This is a genomic window from Klebsiella sp. 2019SCSN059 (genome assembly GCF_021739525.1).
Lineage (GTDB): Bacteria > Pseudomonadota > Gammaproteobacteria > Enterobacterales > Enterobacteriaceae > Klebsiella > Klebsiella quasipneumoniae.
This window is the reverse complement of record NZ_JAKKOM010000013.1, coordinates 19954-42543: the sequence shown is the minus strand read 5'-3', so window position 1 is coordinate 42543 and position 22590 is coordinate 19954. Positions and strand designations below refer to the sequence as shown.

Below are 22590 nucleotides of genomic sequence, written 5' to 3'. Positions count from 1 at the left end.
AACTGCCAATACCGAAGCAGATTGATTGAAGAGGTGTAGGCCGCATTATGACAATGAGAAGCGAGGAGAACCGTCGTGCTAGAAGAATACCGTAAGCACGTAGCTGAGCGTGCCGCCATGGGGATTGTTGCCAAACCCTTAGATGCAACCCAAATGGCCGCGCTGGTAGAACTGCTGAAAAACCCGCCTGCGGGCGAAGAAGAATTCCTGTTAGACCTGCTGATTAACCGTGTACCGCCGGGCGTCGACGAAGCCGCCTATGTTAAAGCTGGATTCCTTGCCGCGATCGCCAAAGGCGAAACGACCTCCCCCCTGGTTACCCCTGAAAAAGCCGTTGAACTGCTGGGCACCATGCAGGGCGGTTACAATATCCACCCGCTGATCGATGCCCTGGACGACGCGAAACTGGCGCCGATTGCCGCGAAAGCGCTGTCCCATACTCTGCTGATGTTCGATAACTTCTACGACGTGGAAGAGAAAGCGAAAGCGGGTAACGAGCACGCTAAACAGGTTATGCAATCCTGGGCCGACGCTGAGTGGTTCCTGAACCGCCCGCAGCTGGCAGAGAAAATCACCGTTACCGTTTTCAAGGTCACTGGCGAAACGAACACCGATGACCTGTCTCCGGCGCCGGATGCCTGGTCGCGTCCGGATATCCCGCTGCACGCCCTGGCGATGCTGAAAAACGCCCGCGAAGGCATTGAACCGGATCAGCCGGGCGTGGTTGGCCCGATCAAACAGATCGAAGCCCTGCAGCAGAAAGGCTACCCGCTGGCCTACGTCGGCGATGTGGTCGGGACCGGCTCTTCACGTAAATCGGCCACCAACTCGGTGCTGTGGTTTATGGGCGACGATATCCCGAACGTGCCGAACAAGCGCGGCGGCGGCCTGTGCCTGGGCGGCAAAATCGCGCCAATCTTCTTCAACACCATGGAAGATGCGGGCGCGCTGCCTATCGAAGTGGATGTGTCAAACCTGAACATGGGCGACGTCATCGACGTTTACCCGTTCAAAGGCGAAGTGCGTAATCACGAGACCAACGAACTGCTGGCCAGCTTCGAGCTGAAAACCGATGTGCTGATCGACGAAGTCCGTGCCGGCGGCCGTATCCCGCTGATCATCGGTCGCGGCCTGACCACCAAAGCACGTGAAGCGCTGGGTCTGCCGCACAGCGATGTCTTCCGTCAGGCGAAAGACGTGGCGGAAAGCACCCGCGGCTTCTCTCTGGCGCAGAAAATGGTTGGCCGCGCCTGCGGCGTTGCCGGTATCCGCCCGGGCGCCTACTGCGAGCCGAAAATGACCTCCGTCGGTTCTCAGGACACCACCGGTCCAATGACCCGTGATGAACTGAAAGACCTGGCGTGCCTGGGCTTCTCCGCTGACCTGGTGATGCAGTCCTTCTGCCACACTGCGGCCTATCCGAAGCCGGTTGACGTCACCACGCATCATACTCTGCCGGACTTCATTATGAACCGCGGCGGCGTCTCGCTGCGTCCGGGCGATGGCGTGATCCACTCCTGGCTGAACCGCATGCTGCTGCCGGATACCGTGGGCACCGGCGGCGACTCCCACACCCGTTTCCCCATCGGTATCTCCTTCCCGGCGGGCTCTGGTCTGGTGGCCTTCGCCGCCGCGACCGGCGTGATGCCGCTGGATATGCCGGAATCGGTGCTGGTGCGTTTCAAAGGTAAAATGCAGCCGGGCATTACGCTGCGCGACCTGGTCCACGCGATCCCGCTGTACGCCATCAAGCAGGGCCTGCTGACCGTTGAGAAGAAAGGTAAGAAAAACATCTTCTCTGGCCGCATCCTTGAGATTGAAGGTCTGCCGGATCTGAAAGTGGAGCAGGCGTTCGAGCTGACCGATGCCTCCGCTGAACGTTCTGCTGCAGGTTGCACCATCAAGCTGAACAAAGAGCCGATCGTTGAGTATCTGAACTCCAACATCGTCCTGCTGAAGTGGATGATCGCCGAAGGCTACGGCGACCGCCGTACCCTGGAGCGTCGTATCCAGGGCATGGAGAAATGGCTGGCGGATCCGCAACTGCTGGAAGCCGATGCTGACGCGGAATACGCGGCAGTGATCGACATCGATCTGGCGGATATCAAAGAGCCGATTCTGTGCGCGCCGAACGATCCGGACGATGCCCGCCTGCTGTCTGACGTACAGGGCGAGAAAATCGACGAAGTGTTCATCGGCTCCTGCATGACCAACATCGGCCACTTCCGTGCCGCCGGTAAGCTGCTGGACAGCCACAAAGGCCAGTTGCCGACTCGCCTGTGGGTGGCGCCGCCAACCCGTATGGACGCCGCGCAGCTGACCGAAGAAGGTTACTACAGCGTATTTGGTAAGAGCGGGGCGCGTATCGAAATCCCTGGCTGTTCCCTGTGTATGGGTAACCAGGCGCGCGTCGCCGACGGTGCGACGGTGGTTTCCACCTCTACCCGTAACTTCCCGAACCGTTTAGGTACCGGCGCTAACGTCTATCTGGCCTCTGCCGAGCTGGCAGCGGTGGCTTCTCTGCTCGGTAAACTGCCGACGCCGGAAGAGTACCAGACCTTCGTGGCGCAGGTGGATAAGACAGCGGAAGATACCTATCGCTATCTGAACTTCAACCAGCTGGATCAGTACACTGAAAAAGCTGACGGCGTGATCTTCCAGACCGCGGTGTAAAACCAGTCGGTCAGCCCGGCTGACCGTTTGGTTACAAACTCCCCAATGCCCGGTGAACATTGCATCACCGGGCATTTTTATTTCCAAACCTCCTGCCTGTTACGCTTTTTTTCTTTCGGTCTGCTGCGATAATTACTCCATGGGTACAGTGCAGCGGTGACGCATTGCCCTTGCAGAGGAAAAGACGATGGACTACGAATTTCTGCGCGATATTACCGGAGTGGTAAAGGTGCGAATGTCGATGGATCACGAGGCGATTGGCCACTGGTTCAACGAGGAGGTGAAAGACAATCTTGCTCTGCTTGACGAAGTGGAGCAGGCTGCGCGCACCGTGAAAGGCAGTGAACGTTCCTGGCAGCGTGCCGGACATGAATATACGCTGTGGCTGGATGGCGAAGAGGTGATGATCCGCGCCAATCAGCTGGAATTTTCCGGGGACGAAATCGAAGAGGGGATGAGCTACTACGACGAAGAAAGCCTCTCTCTGTGTGGTGTTGAGGATTTCCTGCAGGTGGTTGCCGCCTATCGTGAGTTTATGCAGCAGCGTTGATGACTCGTTTTGCGCCGGGCTGCGGAAAACCGTAGCCCGGCTAAGCGTCGCGTGCGCAGGGCACATCTCCGGGTCGCGACGAGTACCTTTCCCCGCTTCCAGCCGGCGCAGAACCCAGGCCCGGCAAGCAAAAGCGCCGCCGGGCATTTGACGTATTACACGGCAGGAATATTGCGGCCGTAGTAAATCTCGCGCATCTCTTTCCACAGCAGGTCGGTAATGACCTTGCGCTCTTCAGCGGTCAACTCTTCCGGTCGGGTATGGAACATGTAATGCTTAAGGTCGAACTCCTTAAGCAACATTTTGGTATGGAAGATATTTTCCTGATAAACGTTGACGTCGACCATGTCATACAGCGACTTCATATCGTCAGACATAAAGTTCTGAATTGAGTTGATTTCATGATCGATAAAATGCTTCATCCCATTGATGTCGCGGGTAAAGCCGCGCACGCGGTAGTCAATGGTCACAATGTCCGATTCCAGCTGGTGGATCAGATAGTTCAGCGCTTTGAGCGGTGAAATAACCCCGCAGGTAGAGACTTCGATATCGGCGCGGAAGGTGCACAGGCCGCCTTCCGGGTGGCTCTCCGGATAGGTATGCACGCAGATATGGCTTTTATCGAGATGGGCGACCACGGTTTCAGGCAGCGGGCCGGGGTGTTCGGTCTGGTCGATAAGCCGCGGGTCGACGGGCTCTTCGCTTACCAGAATGGTCACGCTGGCGCCCTGGGGTTCATAATCCTGGCGGGCGATATTCAGGATATTAGCGCCAATAATAGAGCAGGTTTCGCTCAGGATCTCTGTCAGGCGATTGGCATTATAAAGTTCGTCGATATAGGCGATGTAGCCGTCGCGCTCTTCTGCCGTTTTGGCGTAACAGATATCGTAGATACAAAAACTCAGGCTTTTGGTCAGGTTGTTAAAGCCGTGCAGCTTCAATTTTTTCAATTTAGTTCACCCCCTTATTTCGCTTCACGGTGCGGACAGAGCATCATGCAGATATTGTGGTAAGGCGAAGGCCGCCGTATGGATTGCCGGATTGTAGTAGCGGCAGGTCAGGTTGGCTTTGTGAAAGCGCGCCTGAATGATTTCGCTGGAAAGATGGCGCAGCGCCTCGTTGTCGCTCGCCCAGGCAAAGGTCATTATCCCGCCGTAATAGGTCGGAATCGCCGCCTGGTAGAAGCTGACGTCGCGAAAATAGTGGCTCAGTTTGCGATGGCTACCGACCGCTTCATCCTGCTGCAGGAAGCAGACGCCGTTCTGCGCAACGAAAATCCCTCCCGGATTCAGGCAGCGTTTGCAGCCTTCATAAAAAGCCGAGGTGAAGAGGCTTTCCCCCGGGCCAATAGGGTCGGTACAGTCCGAAATGATCACATCAAACGTTTGCGTCGTCTGATTAACAAAATTGACGCCATCATCAATCACCAGCGTAAAGCGCGGATCGTCATAGGCGCCGGCGCTATGGTTGGGCAGGTACTGGCGGCAGAATGAGACCACCCCGGCGTCGATTTCCACCATGGTGATGCTTTCGATGCTGCGATGACGAGAGACTTCGCGCAGCATCGCGCCATCGCCGCCGCCGATGATCAGGACATGCTTGGCGTTGCCGTGAGCCAGCAGCGGCACGTGGGTCATCATTTCGTGATAGATAAACTCATCGCGTTCGGTGGTTTGCACGACGCCATCCAGCGCCATCACCCGGCCAAAGGCGCGGTTGTCAAAGATGATCAGATCCTGATGATCGGTTTTTTCGTGGTACAGCACGTTATCAACGCTAAAGTACTGACCAAAATGGTCATGCAGCGTTTCATGCCACAGTGGATTATCGGCCACGGTGAGGCTCCTCCTTCGTTAACATCTGTTACACCCGTAAAACGAGTGCAACATCATAGACAACTATAGATGAGGATGCACGGCGGTTATTGCAGCAATGCGGCAGGAATAACAGCACCGCCCGGAGAGGGCGGTGGGGAGACAGGGCTATTTTACCGGCGCGGGTTGGCTATCCACTATCCGCACGGAATAGACCATGGTGGCGCCTGGGGGGATCTTCGGTGGCAACCCTTTACTGCCATAGGCTTTGTCGGGCGGGACGACCAGCGTCACGGAGCCGTGGTTCTGCAGGCGCTTCAGCGGCCCGCGAAATACCGGGGGATAGGCATCCAGTTTCTGGGTAAGCGCCTGATCTTTCGTCTCCATATCATTGATCACCGTTCCGTCCGTCAGCATCTCTTTGATCACCACGGTCACCAGATCGTTGCCGCTAATTTTTCCTTTACCCGGGTAATCGATACGGCTGTAGACGCCCTCTTTGAAGACCACACCTTTTTTGCGCGCAAACGCCTGCTGGTATTTCTGACCGGCGCTGATGTTTTTCTGCTCGATTTTATTCAGGTTCTGGAAAACCTGCTGTGAAATGTCAAACAGCGCTTTGTTACGCTCCTGTTCGCCGAGGCGAAGCTGGCCGCTGAAAGCATCTTCGATGCCCTGCAGCACCAGGCCAGCGTCGACGTTAACTCCCTGAGTGCGACGAGTCGTGAGGACATTAAGCGCCTCTGTACCCATCGAGGCGCCGATGGCGTAAGCCTGCTGTTCACCTGGCGCGCTGAGTTTGGCGGCGGTTTTGCCGGTGGTATTTCTCGGCGGGACCGTCAGCTGCGTCCGCAGCAGCTGGATTTCATCCTCTTTCATCCGCAGCTGGGCGTTATCTTTGTCCGCCTGCAGGCGATAGGCCGCCACTATGGTCGCCATCTCGGGGGGCTCATCTTTTGCCGCCACGGCGGCATCGGCGCGGCTCGATGGCGCTTTCTCCGCCGCGGCGAGCCGGTTAGCCAGCGACTGCTTATCGGCGTTAAGGGCTTTGATCTGGTCGAGGGCGGTCTGCTTCTCTTTTTCCGCCGCCGCCAGCCGGTTGACCAACGGCTGTTTGTCGGCGTTAAGGGCTTTGATCTGGTCGAGGGCGGCCTGTTTCTCTTTTTCGGCCGCTGCCAGCCGGTTGACCAGCGGCTGTTTATCAGCGTTAAGGGTTTTGACCTGGTCGAGAGCAGCCTGCTTCTCTTTTTCCGCCGCCGCCAGCCGGTTAGCCAGAGACTGCTTATCGGCGTTAAGGTTTTTGACCTGGTCGAGGGCGGTCTGCTTCTCTTTTTCCGCCGCCGCCAGCCGGTTGACCAACGGCTGTTTGTCGGCGTTAAGGGTTTTGACCTGGTCGAGGGTGGTCTGCTGCGCCTTCTCTGCCGCGGCGAGCCGGTTAGCCAGCGTCTGCTTATCTGTATTCAGAGCGGTGAGGCTGGCGCTGAGCCGTTTATTTTCAGCTGCGGCTTGCTGAAGCTGTGACGTTAATTGTTGGATCTGCTTCAGCGCGGCGGCCTGACTTTGCTGCAGAGTCGTATTCTGGGCTGCGCTTTCTTTTTTAATTAACGCCTCATTTTTCGCGGTGGCGGCGGTTAAGGCGATCTGTAATTCTTTTATTTTGTTATTTAAGGCCGCTTGCTCATTCGCGATGGAGGTTTCTGTGGCCGGAGTGTTAGCAAGCTGTTTTTTTAATTGCTGAATAGTTTTATCTTTTTGCTCAATCGTCGCCTGCTGGTTGACGATTCTTTTTTGCAATTGTGCGGTATTGGGTGTCTTTATTTTATTATCCGCAGGTTGACGATCGCCTGACGTTTGCTTTGCGGTTGCAGCATCGCTTTTTTCATGCGCCTGGGTTTGCTGCTGGGCGTAGTCAAGAAACGCCGGCGCGGCGCCGGCGAAGAAAGGTGTTGAAAGCGCCAGCGCCGCGACGAGCATCAGCAGGGGCGCGTTGAGGGTCAGCGTGGCGGCTCTGTTCATGGCTGCTTGCTTTCACCCCGCTGTACCAGGCTATCGATTAGCGTTTTCTGAATATCGGCGCACAATTTGATGGATTTAAACTGATACATGGAGTCAATGCCAAGCCGGGTGGGATCCGCCACTTTCTCGCGCACGCTGTTGTATTGTGACGCCGCACGCACTAAGGCGTTGAAGTCATTGCTGAGTTTGGTTGCCTGCTGTGGGTTAACCTCTTTTAGCGAGTCCAGCGCCTGTCGGCAGGATTCAATGCGCGCTTGTTCGCTGGCCGCTCGCTCCTGCTCTGCCTGCTGCTGCGACGTTAGCGGGGTGGTGAGCGGTTTTACCTGCTGGCGAGAGGCGGTATTGCTACAGCCGGCTAATAACATAGCGGCAAGTGGAATAATACGAAGAGTCAGCGAGATATTCACAATTTCAGTCCATGAAGTAGATATATTTTCAACGGATTCTAAAAGGCTGCTTTTTATTTTGCAATATATCGTTAGGGATATTTTATTGTTTTTATCTGCCAGGGCTGTTAGTACGGGTTTAATTTATTTATTGGCTTGATGTATTGCGAGGTAGATAAAATTTATTTTGTATAAAATAATAATGGTAAATATTAAAGGCGGGTGAGTCGGGGAAAAGCGCGGCGCGTTGCCGCCCGCGCGGGAAATTATTTGACGTAAGCCAGCAGGCTAAGTGAATCGCGGGCCAGCGCTTTACATTTTTTCGCCGTCGGAAGGTTAATGCCGCTGAGATCGCGATAGCTGTCTTCGCCAAGCGCTTTCATGTTGTAGCTGTCGTAGTTGCTCAGGTCCCATTGGTTCTGCTGGGCAAAGAACACCAGGGCGCGACGGATCTGCGTGTTGGGCAGGTTCTGGTAGCCACAGTCGTTTTTCAGAAACACAAAAACCGCGGTTAAATCAGCCATGTCTTCCGCTTCTGATTCGCTGAGCGCGTAGCTGTTGGCGGAGAGAGTAAGCAGGCTGCCGAGTACCATTGTTCTGAAAAGCGTCTTCATTTTTTCTACCGTTAGATCACCGACGCTTCAAATTAGCATACTTCTTTACACAGCGCCGATCTTTATTCTTACTCTTCTGCTTGACCTTCCCGTTACGGTAGGGTTTAAGCTCAAATATTCGCCCGCAGAATAAAAGGATGTGAATATGCAACGTCGAGACTTCCTCAAACTGACCGCCGCGGTCAGCATGGCCAGCGCGTTACCGCTTTGGAGCCGTGCGGTCTTTGCGGCCAGTCGCCCGGCCCTGCCGGTACCGCCGCTGTTGACGGCTGATGCGCGCAATCGTATCGCGCTGACCATCCAGGCGGGCAAAACGCAGTTTGGCGCTTTGAACGCCACCACCTGGGGGTATAACGGCTCGCTACTGGGTCCCGCGCTGCAGCTGACGCAGGGGAAGGCTATCACGGTGGACATTACCAACCAGCTGGCAGAGGAGACGACGCTGCACTGGCATGGTCTGGAGGTACCGGGCGAGGTCGACGGAGGACCGCAGGGGGTCATCGCCCCGGGCGCCACTCGGACGGTGAGCTTCACGCCAACGCAGCGGGCGGCCACCTGCTGGTTTCACCCGCATCAGCACGGGACCACCGGTCGGCAGGTGGCGATGGGGCTGGCGGGGCTGGTGCTGATCGAGGATGAAGAGAGCGGACGCCTGCTGTTGCCGAAGCAGTGGGGAATCGATGATGTACCGGTGATTGTGCAGGACAAGAAGTTTACCGCCGCTGGCGAAATTGATTATCAGCTGGATGTGATGAGCGCTGCCGTCGGCTGGTTTGGCGATACGCTGCTGACCAATGGCGCTCTCTATCCTGAACATGCCGCCCCGCGCGGCTGGCTACGTCTGCGCTTGCTGAACGGCTGTAATGCCCGTTCCCTCAATTTTGCGACCAGCGATAAGCGCCCGCTGTACGTGGTGGCCAGCGATGGCGGTCTGCTGGCAGAGCCGGTGAAGGTCAATGAGTTGCCGGTCTTGATGGGGGAGCGTTTTGAGGTGCTGGTGGACACCAGCGACGGCAAACCTTTTGATCTGGTGACCCTGCCGGTGGGTCAGATGGGCATGGCCATTGCGCCTTTTGATAAACCACAGCCGGTACTGCGCGTCCAGCCGCTGGTCATTCCTGCCTCCGGTAAGCTGCTGGATACCCTGGCCGCTATGCCGGCGCTACCTTCTCTGACGGGGCTGACGCAGCGTCAGCTCCAGCTGTCGATGGATCCGATGCTCGACAGGATGGGCATGCAGGCGCTGATGGAGAAATATGGCGATCAGGCGATGGCAGGAATGGATCACGGCATGATGGGGCACGGCGGGATGGGCGACATGGGGAATATGCACCACGGCGACATGAGCAACATGAACCACGGGTCCGGCATGGATCATGGCATGTCGTCGGGCAAAGGATTTGATTTCCATAACGCCAACCGCATCAACGGCAAAGCCTTCGACATGAATGTGCCGATGTTCGCCGCCGCCAGAGGCCAGTATGAGCGCTGGGTGATTTCGGGTAAGGGCGACATGATGCTGCATCCGTTCCATATCCACGGCACCCAGTTCCGCATCCTGAGCGAAAACGGCAAGCCGCCAGCGGCGCATCGTCGCGGCTGGAAAGACACCGTGCGTGTGGAAGGGGACGTGAGTGAAGTATTAGTGAAGTTTGATCATCCGGCGCCGAAGGAGTTTGCCTATATGGCCCACTGCCACCTGCTGGAACATGAAGACACCGGGATGATGTTGGGGTTCACGGTTTAGGGCGGTATAACCCTGGCGCGTGGGAGAGGGGATAAAGACAAAAAAAAACGGCAACTTTCGTTGCCGTTTTGCGTTTTATTTCGCCTCATCCGGGAGCGCATAGGCGACGATATAATCGCCCATTTTGGTACCGAACGAGCCGTGACCGCCGGCAGAGATGACAACATACTGTTTGCCATTCACTTCGTAGGTCATCGGGGTGGCCTGACCGCCGGCTGGCAGACGGGCTTCCCACAGCTTCTCACCGTTGCTCATATTGTACGCGCGCAGGTAGTTATCCGCGGTCGCGCCGATGAACAGAACGTTGCCCGCCGTGGAGATCGGACCGCCCAGCATCGGCATACCCATGGTGAATGGGAGTTTAACCGGCATCGGGAACGGCAGGCTGTCCTGCGGGGTACCGATACGTTTTTTCCATACCACTTCGTTAGTTTTCAGATCCAGCGCGGAGATATAGCCCCAGGCCGGCTGTTTGCACGGCAGACCGAACGGCGATAGGAACGGGTTCAGGGTGACGCCGTACGGGACGCCGTACTGCGGCTGCACGCCGGACTCGGTGCCTGAGCCTTTCGCATCTTTCGGCGGCTCCATTGGGTTGCCCGGGCCGCGTGGGATCAGTTTAGAGACGAACGGCAGCGCCATCGGATTGGCGATAGCCACCTGACGGTTCGGATCGACGGAGATACCGCCCCATTCAAACATCCCCAGGTTACCCGGGAAGACGAGGGTGCCCTGCTCAGATGGCGGGGTGAAGATACCCTCATAGCGCATCTGATGGAAAATCACGCGGCACACCAGCTGGTCGAACATGGTGGCGCCCCACATGTCCGCCCCGGTCAGATCTTTCTTCGGACGGAAGCTCAGATCGGAGAACGGCTGGGTTTTGGCGACGTAATCGCCTTTGGCGGCGCCCTGCGGAACCGGTTTTTCCGGGGCCGGGACCACCAGCTCGCCGTTACGGCGATCCAGCACGAAGATGTTGCCGGTTTTCGCCGGAGCATAGACGACCGGCACGGTTTTGCCATTGACTTCAATGTCAGCCAGCGTCGGCTGGGAAGGCATGTCCATATCCCACAGGTCGTGGTGGACGGTCTGGTAGCTCCAGGCCAGCTTACCGGTGGTGGCGTTCAGCGCGACAATCGAGCTGGCATAGCGCTCTTGCTCCGGCGTGCGGTTACCGCCCCAGATATCCGGAGTGGTCACGCCCATCGGCAGATAGACCAGATCCAGTTTGGCGTCGTAGGCGGCAGGCGCCCAGGAGTTGGGTGAGTTGAGCGTGAAGTGATGCTCATCGCTTGGGATGGCGTTCGGATCTTTCGCGCCCGGATCGAAGGCCCACAGCAGTTTACCGGTATTCACATCAAAGCCGCGGATCACGCCTGACGGCTCGCGGGTAGAGAAGTTATCGGTAACTGCGCCGGCAATCACGATGGTCTTATCGGTGATAATCGGCGGGGAAGTGGGTTCATACATGCCCGGCGTGGTCACCGGCATGTTGGTCTGCAGGTTGAGAATACCTTTGTTGGCAAAGGTTTCGCACAGCTTACCGTTGTCGGCGTTCACTGCGAACAGGCGACCATCGTTCACCGGCAGGATAATGCGGCGCGGACAGTCGGCGACGACGTCGGCAGGGGCGTTATCCGCTTTCGCTTCGTGATACGAGACACCGCGGCAGGTGACGTGCTGGAACGACGGGTCGGCGTTCAGCTGCGGGTCAAAATGCCACTTCTCTTTACCGGAGGCGGCGTCAAGCGCGAACAGACGCTGGTGGGCGGTACACAGGAAGAGCGTGTCGCCGACTTTAATCGGCGTCACTTCGTTAGTGATTTCACCCGGATCGTTCGGCTGTTTCAGGTCGCCGGTGCGGAACACCCAGGCTTCCTTCAGGTTCTTCACGTTGTCGGCGTTAATCTGCTTCAGCGGGGAGAAGCGCTGGCCTTCCTGGTTGCGGCCATAGGCCGGCCAGTCGCCGTCGGCAACGTTGGAAATCGGCGCCGCCGGGGTGGCGTCGGCGCTCAGAGTGCCGTTGATCTCCTGCGGGTCGTTAAAACCAGCCCAGGTCAGCATGCCGCCGCTGATCAGCAAGGCGACGACCAGCGCGCCTACGGCGCCAGCGGAAGGCACCGGCAGACGACGCCAGACAAAGGGCAGGATCAGCCAGATACCAAAGAAGACGAGGATATCGCTACGCGGCGTCAGCGCCCAGAAGTCGAAGCCGACTTCCCAGACGCCCCAGATCATGGTCGCCAGCAGCAGCGCGGCGTACAGCCACAGCGCAGCGCGCTTGCCGCGGAACAGCATCACGGTCACGCCCAGCATCACCAGACCGGCGACGGGGTAGTACCAGGAGCCGCCAAGCACGACCAGCCATGCTCCGCCGATTAAAAGATAGAGGCCGCAGAACGCTGCAAATAGCGCAGTCAGCGTCACCAGGAGCCTTGATTGTTGAGACTTTGTTTCAGCCATAGAAAGTTACTCATGTGTTTGTTAATTTTTTAACTGCAATTAATTATAGGATTTAACAAGTGTGATCGGAATCACAAATATGGCTTTATTAATCCCTGCACCGCAGATTTCTTTTTGCTGGTATACTGGATGGCTTGCCGGTCATCGTCGGGGCGAAAGCAGCGGCTTTGATGATTTATATTTAGAATCAAATGGTTAGTCTTATGAAACATACTGTAGAAGTGATGATCCCGGAATCCGAGATCAAAGCGCGCATCGCGGAACTGGGTCGTCAAATCAACGAACATTATCAGGACAGCGGCAGCGAAATGGTGCTGGTGGGGCTGCTGCGCGGCTCGTTTATGTTCATGGCCGACCTGTGCCGTGAAGTGCAGGTGCCGCATGAAGTCGATTTTATGACCGCCTCGAGCTACGGCAGCGGCATGTCCACTACCCGTGATGTGAAAATCCTCAAAGATCTGGACGAAGACATCCGTGGTAAAGACGTTCTGATCGTGGAAGATATCATCGACTCCGGCAATACCCTGTCTAAAGTGCGTGAGATCCTCAGCTTGCGCGAGCCGAAGTCGCTGGCCATTTGTACGCTGCTGGATAAACCAAGCCGCCGTGAAGTGAATGTCCCGGTAGAGTTCGTCGGTTTCGCCATTCCGGACGAGTTCGTGGTGGGCTACGGTATCGACTACGCTCAGCGCTACCGCCATCTGCCGTATATCGGCAAAGTCACCCTGCTGGACGAGTAAGGGGATATCCCACTCTGGCGCGCGCGCCAGAGTGGCTAAGTCTGAAGGCTATTTGTGGTTGATGTGCTTGATCTTGAGGTTGGAGATCCCGTGGCGATAGCGCTGTTCAAGGGTTTCCCGGCTCACGGCGGTCACATCCAGATCGCGCAGCAGTCCGTCGTGAATGCCATATGCCCAGCCGTGGATGGTCACCTTCTGTCCGCGCTTCCACGCCGATTGCATAATCGTCGAATGTCCCAGGTTGTACACCTGTTCCATTACGTTCAGTTCACAAAGGGTATCCAGCCGGCGCTCCTCCGGCATTTCCCCCAGCAGCGAGCTGTGTTTAAACCAGATATCGCGGATATGCAGCAGCCAGTTGTCGATGAGCCCCAGCTCCGGGTTCTCCACCGCCGCCTGTACGCCGCCGCAGCCGTAGTGGCCGCAGATAATAATGTGCTCGACTTCGAGAACATCGACGGCATACTGCACCACCGACAGGCAGTTGAGGTCGGTGTGGATCACCAGATTCGCCACGTTACGATGCACAAACAGTTCGCCTGGCTCCAGGCCGGTGAGTCGCTCAGCGGGAACGCGGCTGTCAGAACAGCCAATCCACAGGAAGCGCGGTTTCTGCGTTTGCGACAGTTTCTCAAAAAAGCCGGGGTCCTCTTCCACCAGCATTTTTGACCATAGTGCATTGTTGCTGATGAGTGTATCTATATCATTCATGGACGTTATCGGCCTGTAACCAAGTAAGTGCGTTGCGCTAATATAGGGTAAGCTCACCTTTTTTAAAACCATCTTAACCCGTGATACTTCCGGCTGCAGATGCGCTGGCCGCGCCACTACAGCGCAAACGTCAGTCAGGCGGGTTAATGACGTGTCATGACACGAGAAGAGATATTTAATGACCATTGCTCTGGAATTAAAACAGCTCAAAAAAACCTACCCCGGCGGGGTTCAGGCGCTGCGGGGAATTGACCTGCAGGTTGAAGCGGGGGATTTCTATGCCCTGCTGGGCCCGAACGGGGCGGGAAAATCCACGACGATCGGCATCATCAGCTCGCTGGTGAACAAAACCTCCGGTCAGGTCAATGTCTTTGGCTACGATCTGGAGAAAGACGTCGTCAACGCCAAGCGCCAGCTTGGCCTGGTGCCGCAGGAGTTTAACTTTAACCCGTTCGAGACCGTGCAGCAGATCGTCGTTAACCAGGCGGGCTACTACGGCGTTGAACGTAAAGAAGCCATCGCCCGCAGCGAAAAGTACTTAAAACAGCTCGATCTGTGGGAAAAACGCAGCGAACGCGCGCGGATGCTCTCTGGCGGGATGAAGCGCCGCCTGATGATCGCTCGCGCGTTGATGCATGAGCCGAAGCTGCTGATCCTCGACGAGCCGACCGCCGGCGTCGATATCGAACTACGCCGCTCGATGTGGGGCTTCCTCAAGGATCTCAACGATCGCGGAACCACCATTATTCTGACCACTCACTATCTGGAAGAGGCCGAAATGCTGTGCCGCAACATCGGCATCATCCAGCACGGTACGCTGGTGGAAAACACCTCGATGAAAGCGCTGCTGTCGAAGCTGAAATCAGAGACCTTTATTCTCGACCTCGCGCCAAAAAGCCCGGTGCCGAAGCTCGAGGGCTACCAGTATCAGCTGGTTGATACCTCGACGCTGGAAGTGGAGGTCCTGCGCGAGCAGGGGATTAACAGCGTTTTCGCGCAGCTGAGCGCCCAGGGGGTGCAGGTATTGAGTATGCGTAACAAAGCCAACCGTCTGGAAGAGCTGTTTGTCACCCTGGTGCATGAGCGAAAAGGAGAGTCAGCATGATGCAGCTTTATTGGGTCGCGCTGAAAAGCATCTGGACCAAAGAGATCCACCGTTTTATGCGCATCTGGGTGCAGACGCTGGTGCCGCCGGTGATCACCATGACCCTGTACTTCGTGATTTTCGGTAACCTGATCGGGTCGCGCATCGGCGAGATGCATGGCTTTACCTACATGCAGTTTATCGTGCCGGGCCTGATCATGATGGCGGTGATCACCAACGCATACGCCAACGTCGCCTCGTCGTTCTTCAGCGCCAAGTTTCAGCGCAACATTGAGGAGCTGCTGGTGGCGCCAGTGCCGACGCACGTGATTATCGCCGGCTACGTGGGCGGCGGGGTGGCGCGCGGGCTGTGCGTGGGTATCCTGGTGACCGCGGTGTCGCTGTTCTTTGTGCCGTTCCAGGTTCACTCCTGGCTGTTTGTCGCCCTGACGCTGCTCCTCACCGCGGTGCTGTTCTCGCTGGCCGGACTGCTGAACGCGGTGTTTGCCAAGACCTTCGATGACATCAGCCTGATCCCGACCTTTGTGTTGACGCCGCTGACCTATCTCGGCGGGGTGTTCTACTCGCTGACCCTGCTGCCGCCGTTCTGGCAGGGGCTGTCGCATCTGAACCCCATCGTCTACATGATCAGCGGTTTCCGCTTCGGCTTCCTCGGTATCAACGATGTGCCGCTGGTGACCACCTTTGCGGTGCTGGTGGTCTTCATCGTCGCCTTCTATCTCCTCTGCTGGTCGTTAATCCAGCGCGGTCGCGGCCTGCGTAGCTGATACTCATCACGGTTAGCGCTTCCGGACGCCAATACGCGAAGCGCTAACCGCTTATCTTTGACCCCCATCACCGATACGCCATCTTCCCCTTGCTACATTGTTGGCTGGCTAAGGAGGGAAGCATGCTTGGTTGGGTCATTACCTGCCACGATGAGCTGGCGCAGGAGATGCTGGATCGTCTTGAACAAAAATTTGGTCCGCTGGCCCAGTGCCGGGCGGTCAATTACTGGCGCAATCTCAGCAGCAATATGTTGAGCCGGATGATGTGCGATGCGCTGCATGCCACCGACTCCGGGGACGGGGTCATTTTCCTAACCGACAGAACCGGCGCGGCGCCTTATCGGGCCGCGGCGTTGATGAGCCACAAACATACCCACTGCGAAGTGATCTCCGGCGTCAGCTATTCATTACTTGAGCGAATGTATCTGCTGCGGGACACGTTAAGCAGCGAGGCGTTTCGCCAGGCTATCGTCAGCGCGGGCGGGCCGATGGTGAGCAGCCTGTGGCATCAGCAGCAGAAGAACCCCCCGTTCCGGTTGCGTCATGATACCTTTGGAAATTAAGCAGCGGGACAGATGCCGCTTTTGTTACAATAACCGCCGTTGATGGTTTACCGGTTCGATGCGCATGCTTGTCCGATTTTTTACTCTGCTTCTTTTACTGACCTCACTCAGCGCCTCCGCCAGTCTGCTTAGTCAGCAGGGCAAACCTGTGCGCTATATGCAAACCACCGAAGACGCGGTGATCTGGGCGCAGGTGGGGAACCATGTGGTCAGCGTGGGCAATGTGCGTGCCGGGCAGATCCTCGCGGTTGTCCCGACGGCGGCTGATTACTATGAGTTTCGCTTCGGCTTCGGCACCGGGTTTATTGACAAGGGCCATCTGGAGCCAGTGCAGGGGAAGCAGCGGGTGGAGGACCGTCTGGGGGATCTCAATAAGCCGCTGAGTAACCAGAATTTACTCACCTGGAAAGATACACCGCTCTATGACGCTCCCTCAGTGAGCAGCGCGCCGTTCGGCACGCTGGCCAATAATCTGCGCTATCCGATCCTCAGCAAGCTGAAAGACCGCCTCAATCAGACCTGGTTTCAGATCCGCATTGGCGATCGGCTGGCGTGGGTCAGCAGTCTGGATGCGCAGGAGGATAACGGGATCCCCGTGCTGACCTATCACCATATTCTGCGTGACGAAGAGAACACCCGTTTCCGCCATACCTCGACCACCACCTCGGTACGCGCCTTCAATAACCAGATGACCTGGCTGCGGGATCAGGGGTATACCACGCTGACCCTGTATCAGCTGGAAGGCTACGTGCGCAATAAAATTAACCTTCCGGCGCGGGCAGTCGCCATTACCTTCGATGACGGTTTGAAATCGGTAAACCGCTACGCCTATCCGGTGTTGAAACAGTATGGCTTCCACGCCACCGCCTTTATTATCTCTTCGCGCATCAAGCGTCATCCGCAGCAATGGGATCCGAAATCGCTGCAGTTCATGAGCATTTCTGAGCTCCGGCAGATCCAGGACGTCTTTGACATTCAGTCGCATACCCACTTCCTGCACCGGGTGGACGCCGGCCGGCGGCCGATCTTATTCAGCCGCAATTACCATAATATTCTGTTTGATTTTGCCCGTTCGCGCCGGGCGCTGAGCCAGTTTAATCCACATGTGCTCTACCTTTCCTATCCCTTCGGCGGCTATAACGCCACGGCGGTGCAGGCGGCGAATGACGCCGGGTTTCATATGGCGGTGACGACGGTGCGTGGGAAGGTGAAGCCGGGGGACAATCCGTTTCTGCTAAAGCGGTTATATATCTTACGCACGGATTCGCTGGAGACGATGTCGCGGCTGATCAGTAACCAGCCGCAGGGGTAAACTTCGGCGCTGCGCCTGAGCGCTGCGCCGTGGTCATCAGGCGACCTGCACCGGAATCGCTTTCGCCTGGCGCTTCATTTCGTTGTCGCCTTCGAAATAGGCGATGTTGGGCTGCCAGCGGCGCGCCTCTTCGTCAGACATGGTGACGAAGCTGGCGATGATCAGGATATCGCCGACGCTGGCGCAGTGCGCGGCGGCGCCGTTAACGGAGATGATTCTGGAACCCCGCTCGGCGGCAATGGCGTAGGTGGAGAAACGGTTGCCGTTGGTGACGTTCCAGAGGTGAATGGTCTCATTCTCCAGAATACCGGCCGCATCCAGGAAATCCTGGTCAATGGCGCAGGAACCTTCATAGTGCAGGTCAGCCTGCGTCACTTTTACGCGGTGGAGCTTGCCCTGCAGCATATTACGCATCATAACTTCTACCCTTCAACCTTAATGTAGCAGAGCGGACACGACGTCCGCCCTGAGAAAAGCCCGGGCAAGTATTGCCCGATTTTTACCCGCTGTCTACTGACCGAGCGTGACGATCTGGTTGTCGATCAGGCGGGCCTGACCGAGCCAGGCGGCCATCAGGATCACCGCGCGCTGGCTGGCGTCGGTCAGCTCAAGCAGGGTGTCGGCATCGCGGATCTGAATGTCGTCGGCACGGAAACCTTTCTCGTTCAGTTCCTGCTCGGCGATAGCGATGATCTCGTCGAGCTGACGGTCGCCGGCGGCCAGTTTTTCCGCCACCGCGCTCAGCACTTTATACAGACCGGGGGCGATTTTGCGCTGGTCGGCGGTCAGATAGCCGTTACGCGAGCTCAGCGCCAGGCCATCCTTCGCGCGGACGATCGGCACGCCGATAATATCGATATCGTAGCCCATGTCGGCAACCATCTTGCGGATCAGCGCCAGCTGCTGGAAGTCTTTCTCGCCAAAGCAGGCGACGTCTGGCTGAACCAGGTTGAACAGCTTACTGACGATGGTCGACACGCCGCGAAAATGGCCCGGACGGCTGGCGCCTTCCAGCATAGTGGACAGGCCGGGGACGTCGACGTAGGTCTGGCCTTCGGTGCCCTGCGGGTAGACTTCCGCCGGCGTCGGCGCGAAGACAAAGTCGACATGACGCTTGTTCAGCTTTTCGCAATCATCCTGCAGGGTGCGCGGGTAGCGCGCCAGGTCATCGGCGCGGTCAAACTGCATCGGATTGACGAAAATACTGACCACCACCACGTCCGCGCTGGCTTTGGCTTCATCAACCAGCTTCATATGACCATCATGCAGGTTGCCCATCGTCGGGACCAGCGCGATACGCTTGCCTTCCTGACGCAGACGGCGGATATGCTGACGCAGCAGCAGCACGGATTCTATAATCAGCACAACAAGACTCCTTAATGGAAACTGTGTTCTTCGCCCGGATAGACCCCGGATTCGACTTCGGCAATATACTGCCGCACCGCGGCGCGGATGTCGCCCGCCTCGGCAAGGAAATTCTTGGCAAATTTCGGAATGTGGCCGCCGGTAATGCCGAAAGCGTCATGCATCACCAGGATCTGCCCATCGGTGACGTTGCCCGCGCCGATGCCGATCACCGGAATGGTCAGGGCTTCGGTGATGCGTTTCGCCAGGGCGACCGGGACGCACTCCAGCACCAGCAGCTGCGCGCCTGCCGCTTCCAGCGCTAACGCGTCTTCAAACAGGGTCTGCGCCGCATCGCCGCGGCCCTGCACTTTATAGCCACCGAATACGTTCACCGACTGCGGCGTCAGGCCGAGGTGGCCGCAAACCGGCACCGCGCGTTCCGCCAGCATCCTCACGGTCTCGGCCAGCCAGGCGCCGCCTTCGAGTTTGACCATATTGGCGCCGGCGCGCATCACGATGGCGGCATTTTCAAAGGTCTGCTCCGGCGTGGCGTAGGCCATAAACGGCAGGTCGGCGAGCAGCAGGCTGTTCGGCGCGCCGCGGCGGACGGCGCGGGTGTGATAGGCGATATCTTCCACGGTGACCGGCAGGGTGGAGTCGTGACCCTGCACCGTCATTCCCAGCGAGTCGCCCACCAGCAGCACATTAATGCCTTCATCGGCGAACAGCTTCGCGAAGCTATGGTCGTAGGCGGTAATGGTGGCAAAGCGCTTCTTTTCCTGTTTGCATTTCTGCAGCAGGGCAATGGTGGTCGGTTTCATAACATTTCCTGATGATGAAAGTCATATTAACCGGCATTCTAACAGCAGCATTTAGAGGGGCAATGATTTTGGGCAACCGATTACGACGATCGCCGTAAATGCTAAAAAAGGAGAGGGAATTACCAGATAGCGGGTTTTGTCGCGCCGAGATCATCCAGTACGGTACGCAGCGCAGGGCCGTCAGGAAAGCGGAGGTCCGGGGCGATCTCGAACAGCGGCCAGAGCATAAAGCCGCGGTTTTTCATATCGTAGTGCGGAACGGTCAGACGCTCGCTGTTAATGACCGCATCGCCAAACAGCATGATATCGAGATCGAGGGTGCGCGGCCCCCAGCGTTCGGCTTTGCGCACCCGACCCTGCTGCAGCTCAATGCGCTGGGTGTGATCGAGCAGCGCCTCGGGGGCCAGCGTGGTTTCCAGCGCGACGGCGGCGTTGAGATAGTCCGGCTGATCCTGCGGGCCCAGCGGCGGCGTACGGTAGAACGAAGAGACGTTCACCACGCGGCTGTAAGGTATTTCGCCCAGGGCGCGGATAGCCGCCTGCACCCGCGCCAGTGGCGAAGCGAGGTTACTGCCGAGGGCGATATAGACCAGGGTCATGCGTTACCCTGGCGCGGCGCGCGCTTGCGCGGACGGCGGTGGCGACGGCGCGGCGCCGGATCGTCCCCGAGGTCGTTGAGCATATCTTTTTGCGCCGGCGGCGCGGCGACCTGGAATTCGCCCCACCATTTGGTCAGACGCTGCAGTTCGCCGTTGTTTTCAGCGCCGGCGCGTAGCTCCAGCAGATCGTAGGCGGCGCGGAATTTCGGATGCTCCATCAGCTTCCAGGCGCGTTTGCCCTGGCGACGGGACATGCGCAGCTGCAGCTGCCAGATATCGCGGATCAGGGTGGTGATGCGCTTAGGGATCGCCAGCGTACGGCAGGCTTCGTCCAGTACGTCGTTCATCGCCAGCGCGAAGGCGTCATAGTACGCCAGACCGCTCTCCTGAGCGATTTTTTGCGCAGTTTCCAGCAGCGGATACCAGAACATCACCGAGAAGAGGAAGGCCGGATTGACGCGCATGTCGTTATGAATGCGGGTGTCGGTGTTCTTCAGCACCTGGTTGATGATCCGCTCCATCGGGCTATCGCCGCGCTCGGTAAAGTAGCGGGTGATGGTCGGGAACAGCGGCTGGAACAGGTTGTATTCCCGCAGCAGTAGGTAGGTCTGATAGCCATGCCCGGCCTGCAGCAGCTTGAGCACTTCTTCGAACAGGCGCGCCGGCGGCACGTCGTGGAGCAGGGCGGCCAGCCGCGGCAGCGGTTCGGCCGTTTCCGGGCTGATGGTCATATCCAGCTTGGCGGCGAAGCGCACCGCGCGCAGCATGCGTACCGGATCCTCGCGATAGCGGGTTTCCGGATTGCCGATCAGGCGGATCACGCCGTCCTGCAGATCCTTCATGCCGCCGACGTAGTCGCGCACGGTAAAGTCCGCCACGCTGTAATAGAGGCTGTTAATGGTGAAGTCGCGACGCTGGGCGTCCTCTTCGATCGAGCCGAAGATGTTATCGCGCAGCAGCATGCCGTTCTGGCCCCGCTGGGAGGTGACGCGATCGGTAGTGTGTCCTTCGTGATGGCCACGGAAGGTAGCGACCTCAATGATTTCCGGCCCGAACATCACGTGCGCGAGGCGGAAACGGCGCCCGACCAGACGGCAGTTGCGGAACAGCTTACGCACCTGATCCGGCGTGGCGTTGGTCGTGACGTCAAAATCTTTTGGCTTTTTGCCAAGCAGCAGGTCGCGGACGCCGCCGCCGACCAGCCAGGACTCGTAGCCCGCCTTGTTGAGGCGGTACATGACCTTGAGGGCGTTTTCACTGATATCTTTGCGGGAAATAGCATGCTGCTCACGCGGGATCACCGTCATAGGCGTTGGTTCGACGGCGGCTTCTGCCTCGCGCTCCTCACGGCTTAGCACCTTACGGCAAAAATTAGCGACTCGGGTAAAAATGGTGCACCTCGTAGTGTCAGACGGACTTCAGATCAACTGTACAGTGTAAAAATAGCGGCTAATCATAGCTCAGCGGGAGCCATTTGAGAATGCTCGATTTTCGCGGGCTGCCAGTTGGCGACGGCCTGGGCGAGTAAATCATCGACGCTCAGGGCCTGCCACTCCCCGGCGATCTCCTGATTCAGAAAGCGGAGCGCGCGGACGATTTCGGGGCGCGGATCGCCTTCCGGCAGCGCCGGCGCGTGGTTTTGTTTAGAGAGCTTATTGCCGTCGGCATTGAGGGCCAGCGGCAGATGGAGGTAGTCCGGCGCCTGCCAGCCAAAATGCTGATACAGCGAAATCTGCCGCACCGTCGGCTCAATCAGATCGGCGCCGCGGACGATCTCGGTGATCCCCTGAAAGTGATCATCGACCACCACCGCCAGGTTGTAGGCAAACAGCCCGTCGCGACGGTGGATAATAAAATCTTCACGCGCCAGCGGCTCGTTGGCGACCAGCGTGCCGCGCAGGCGGTCGGTGAACTGCAGAACCGGACGGGTCTGGCGCAGACGCAGCGCGGCGTTTTCCGCCCCCAGGCCAAGGTCGCGGCAGTGACCATCGTAGATCCCGCCTACGGCGTGGATCCGCGCGCGGGTGCAGGTGCAGTAATAGCTCAGCCCTTGCTCCCCCAGCCAGGCCAGTGCCTCGCGGTAGGCTTCGTGCCGTTGCGACTGCCAGAGCACCTCGCCGTCCCAGTGCAGACCGTAGTGGTCGAGCTGGCGCAGGATGGTGTCGGCGGCCCCGGGGACTTCGCGCGGCGGGTCGATATCTTCAATACGAACGCGCCAGATACCCTGGTTCGCGCGGGCTTGCAGGTAGCTGCCGAGCGCGGCGATCAGAGAGCCGAAGTGGAGTTCGCCGGAGGGGGAGGGAGCAAAGCGCCCTATATAGCGTGAGTCAGTCATGATACGGACAACAGAACCAGGCGG

At 57.9% G+C, this 22590-nt stretch carries 22 protein-coding genes; 9 read left to right on the top strand and 13 right to left on the bottom strand.

Annotated features, from left to right (window positions below; genetic code table 11):
- The first annotated feature begins 75 nt into the window (after positions 1 to 75).
- Positions 76 to 2673, top strand: a complete 2598-nt coding sequence (acnB, locus tag L2I46_RS15140; protein WP_004204372.1) for a bifunctional aconitate hydratase 2/2-methylisocitrate dehydratase — start codon at positions 76 to 78, stop codon at positions 2671 to 2673.
- 187 nt (positions 2674 to 2860) lie between these two features.
- Positions 2861 to 3223, top strand: coding sequence for a protein YacL (gene yacL, locus L2I46_RS15135; protein WP_004204373.1), 363 nt, complete (start codon positions 2861 to 2863; stop codon positions 3221 to 3223).
- A gap of 155 nt (positions 3224 to 3378) precedes the next feature.
- Here the strand turns inward: yacL and speD are convergent, their stop codons facing one another.
- The 5 genes from speD to L2I46_RS15110 all read right to left on the bottom strand — a co-directional run bounded on the left by speD (position 3379) and on the right by L2I46_RS15110 (position 8053).
- On the bottom strand, positions 3379 to 4173 hold the full coding sequence (gene speD, locus L2I46_RS15130; protein WP_004204375.1) for an adenosylmethionine decarboxylase: 795 nt from the start codon (positions 4171 to 4173) through the stop codon (positions 3379 to 3381).
- 24 nt (positions 4174 to 4197) lie between these two features.
- Positions 4198 to 5058 carry a polyamine aminopropyltransferase gene (gene speE / locus L2I46_RS15125; RefSeq protein WP_004204376.1) on the bottom strand — a complete coding sequence of 287 codons (861 nt, stop codon included), beginning with the start codon at positions 5056 to 5058 and terminating at the stop codon, positions 4198 to 4200.
- A gap of 147 nt (positions 5059 to 5205) precedes the next feature.
- Complete coding sequence (locus tag L2I46_RS15120; protein ID WP_236948000.1) at positions 5206 to 6396, bottom strand: FKBP-type peptidyl-prolyl cis-trans isomerase N-terminal domain-containing protein; 1191 nt, start codon at positions 6394 to 6396, stop codon at positions 5206 to 5208.
- Positions 6397 to 7049: 653 nt separating this feature from the next.
- Positions 7050 to 7460, bottom strand: a complete 411-nt coding sequence (locus L2I46_RS15115) for a hypothetical protein (protein ID WP_004204380.1) — start codon at positions 7458 to 7460, stop codon at positions 7050 to 7052.
- A gap of 245 nt (positions 7461 to 7705) precedes the next feature.
- A complete protein-coding gene (locus tag L2I46_RS15110; RefSeq protein WP_004204381.1) occupies positions 7706 to 8053 on the bottom strand; it encodes a YacC family pilotin-like protein in 348 nt (115 codons plus the stop codon).
- A 145-nt stretch (positions 8054 to 8198) separates the two neighbouring features.
- Between L2I46_RS15110 and cueO the strand changes: the two genes are divergently transcribed.
- Complete coding sequence (gene cueO, locus L2I46_RS15105) at positions 8199 to 9800, top strand: multicopper oxidase CueO (protein ID WP_023292004.1); 1602 nt, start codon at positions 8199 to 8201, stop codon at positions 9798 to 9800.
- Positions 9801 to 9875: 75 nt separating this feature from the next.
- Here the strand turns inward: cueO and L2I46_RS15100 are convergent, their stop codons facing one another.
- The gene (locus tag L2I46_RS15100; RefSeq protein ID WP_032455031.1) at positions 9876 to 12266 is read right to left on the bottom strand and encodes a glucose/quinate/shikimate family membrane-bound PQQ-dependent dehydrogenase; all 2391 of its coding nucleotides are present in this window, start codon (positions 12264 to 12266) and stop codon (positions 9876 to 9878) included.
- Between the two features lie 79 nt (positions 12267 to 12345).
- On the opposite strand from L2I46_RS15100, the gene L2I46_RS15095 reads away from it, so the two are divergent.
- On the top strand, positions 12346 to 12465 hold the full coding sequence (locus tag L2I46_RS15095; protein WP_032426021.1) for a hypothetical protein: 120 nt from the start codon (positions 12346 to 12348) through the stop codon (positions 12463 to 12465).
- A gap of 4 nt (positions 12466 to 12469) precedes the next feature.
- Positions 12470 to 13006 (top strand): hypoxanthine phosphoribosyltransferase, encoded by a 537-nt coding sequence (hpt, locus tag L2I46_RS15090; RefSeq protein ID WP_004204384.1) that lies wholly within the window; start codon positions 12470 to 12472, stop codon positions 13004 to 13006.
- Between the two features lie 48 nt (positions 13007 to 13054).
- Here the strand turns inward: hpt and can are convergent, their stop codons facing one another.
- Positions 13055 to 13717: a carbonate dehydratase gene (gene can, locus L2I46_RS15085; protein WP_004204385.1), complete on the bottom strand. Its 663-nt coding sequence runs from the start codon at positions 13715 to 13717 to the stop codon at positions 13055 to 13057.
- A gap of 178 nt (positions 13718 to 13895) precedes the next feature.
- Here can and L2I46_RS15080 point away from each other — a divergent pair, with 178 nt between their 5' ends.
- The 4 genes from L2I46_RS15080 to L2I46_RS15065 all read left to right on the top strand — a co-directional run bounded on the left by L2I46_RS15080 (position 13896) and on the right by L2I46_RS15065 (position 17464).
- Positions 13896 to 14822, top strand: coding sequence for an ABC transporter ATP-binding protein (locus tag L2I46_RS15080; RefSeq protein WP_004204387.1), 927 nt, complete (start codon positions 13896 to 13898; stop codon positions 14820 to 14822).
- The gene (locus L2I46_RS15075; protein ID WP_004204389.1) at positions 14819 to 15589 is read left to right on the top strand and encodes an ABC transporter permease; all 771 of its coding nucleotides are present in this window, start codon (positions 14819 to 14821) and stop codon (positions 15587 to 15589) included. The genes L2I46_RS15080 and L2I46_RS15075 overlap by 4 nt, the downstream gene beginning before the upstream one ends.
- Before the next feature lie 122 nt (positions 15590 to 15711).
- Positions 15712 to 16152 carry a PTS sugar transporter subunit IIA gene (locus tag L2I46_RS15070; RefSeq protein WP_023292007.1) on the top strand — a complete coding sequence of 147 codons (441 nt, stop codon included), beginning with the start codon at positions 15712 to 15714 and terminating at the stop codon, positions 16150 to 16152.
- A gap of 58 nt (positions 16153 to 16210) precedes the next feature.
- Positions 16211 to 17464 carry a polysaccharide deacetylase family protein gene (locus L2I46_RS15065; protein WP_023292008.1) on the top strand — a complete coding sequence of 418 codons (1254 nt, stop codon included), beginning with the start codon at positions 16211 to 16213 and terminating at the stop codon, positions 17462 to 17464.
- Between the two features lie 36 nt (positions 17465 to 17500).
- Here L2I46_RS15065 and panD read toward each other — a convergent pair whose 3' ends face one another.
- From panD to gluQRS, 6 genes are all read right to left on the bottom strand, one after another.
- On the bottom strand, positions 17501 to 17881 hold the full coding sequence (gene panD / locus L2I46_RS15060) for an aspartate 1-decarboxylase (protein WP_004204397.1): 381 nt from the start codon (positions 17879 to 17881) through the stop codon (positions 17501 to 17503).
- A gap of 93 nt (positions 17882 to 17974) precedes the next feature.
- Positions 17975 to 18829 (bottom strand): pantoate--beta-alanine ligase, encoded by an 855-nt coding sequence (gene panC, locus L2I46_RS15055; protein WP_004204399.1) that lies wholly within the window; start codon positions 18827 to 18829, stop codon positions 17975 to 17977.
- Positions 18830 to 18840: 11 nt separating this feature from the next.
- On the bottom strand, positions 18841 to 19632 hold the full coding sequence (gene panB, locus L2I46_RS15050) for a 3-methyl-2-oxobutanoate hydroxymethyltransferase (protein ID WP_023292010.1): 792 nt from the start codon (positions 19630 to 19632) through the stop codon (positions 18841 to 18843).
- Between the two features lie 119 nt (positions 19633 to 19751).
- Positions 19752 to 20231 (bottom strand): 2-amino-4-hydroxy-6-hydroxymethyldihydropteridine diphosphokinase, encoded by a 480-nt coding sequence (folK, locus tag L2I46_RS15045; RefSeq protein WP_236947993.1) that lies wholly within the window; start codon positions 20229 to 20231, stop codon positions 19752 to 19754.
- Positions 20228 to 21622: a polynucleotide adenylyltransferase PcnB gene (gene pcnB / locus L2I46_RS15040; RefSeq protein ID WP_071787251.1), complete on the bottom strand. Its 1395-nt coding sequence runs from the start codon at positions 21620 to 21622 to the stop codon at positions 20228 to 20230. The genes folK and pcnB overlap by 4 nt, the downstream gene beginning before the upstream one ends.
- A gap of 62 nt (positions 21623 to 21684) precedes the next feature.
- The gene (gene gluQRS / locus L2I46_RS15035) at positions 21685 to 22566 is read right to left on the bottom strand and encodes a tRNA glutamyl-Q(34) synthetase GluQRS (RefSeq protein WP_023292013.1); all 882 of its coding nucleotides are present in this window, start codon (positions 22564 to 22566) and stop codon (positions 21685 to 21687) included.
- Positions 22567 to 22590 lie beyond the last annotated feature (24 nt).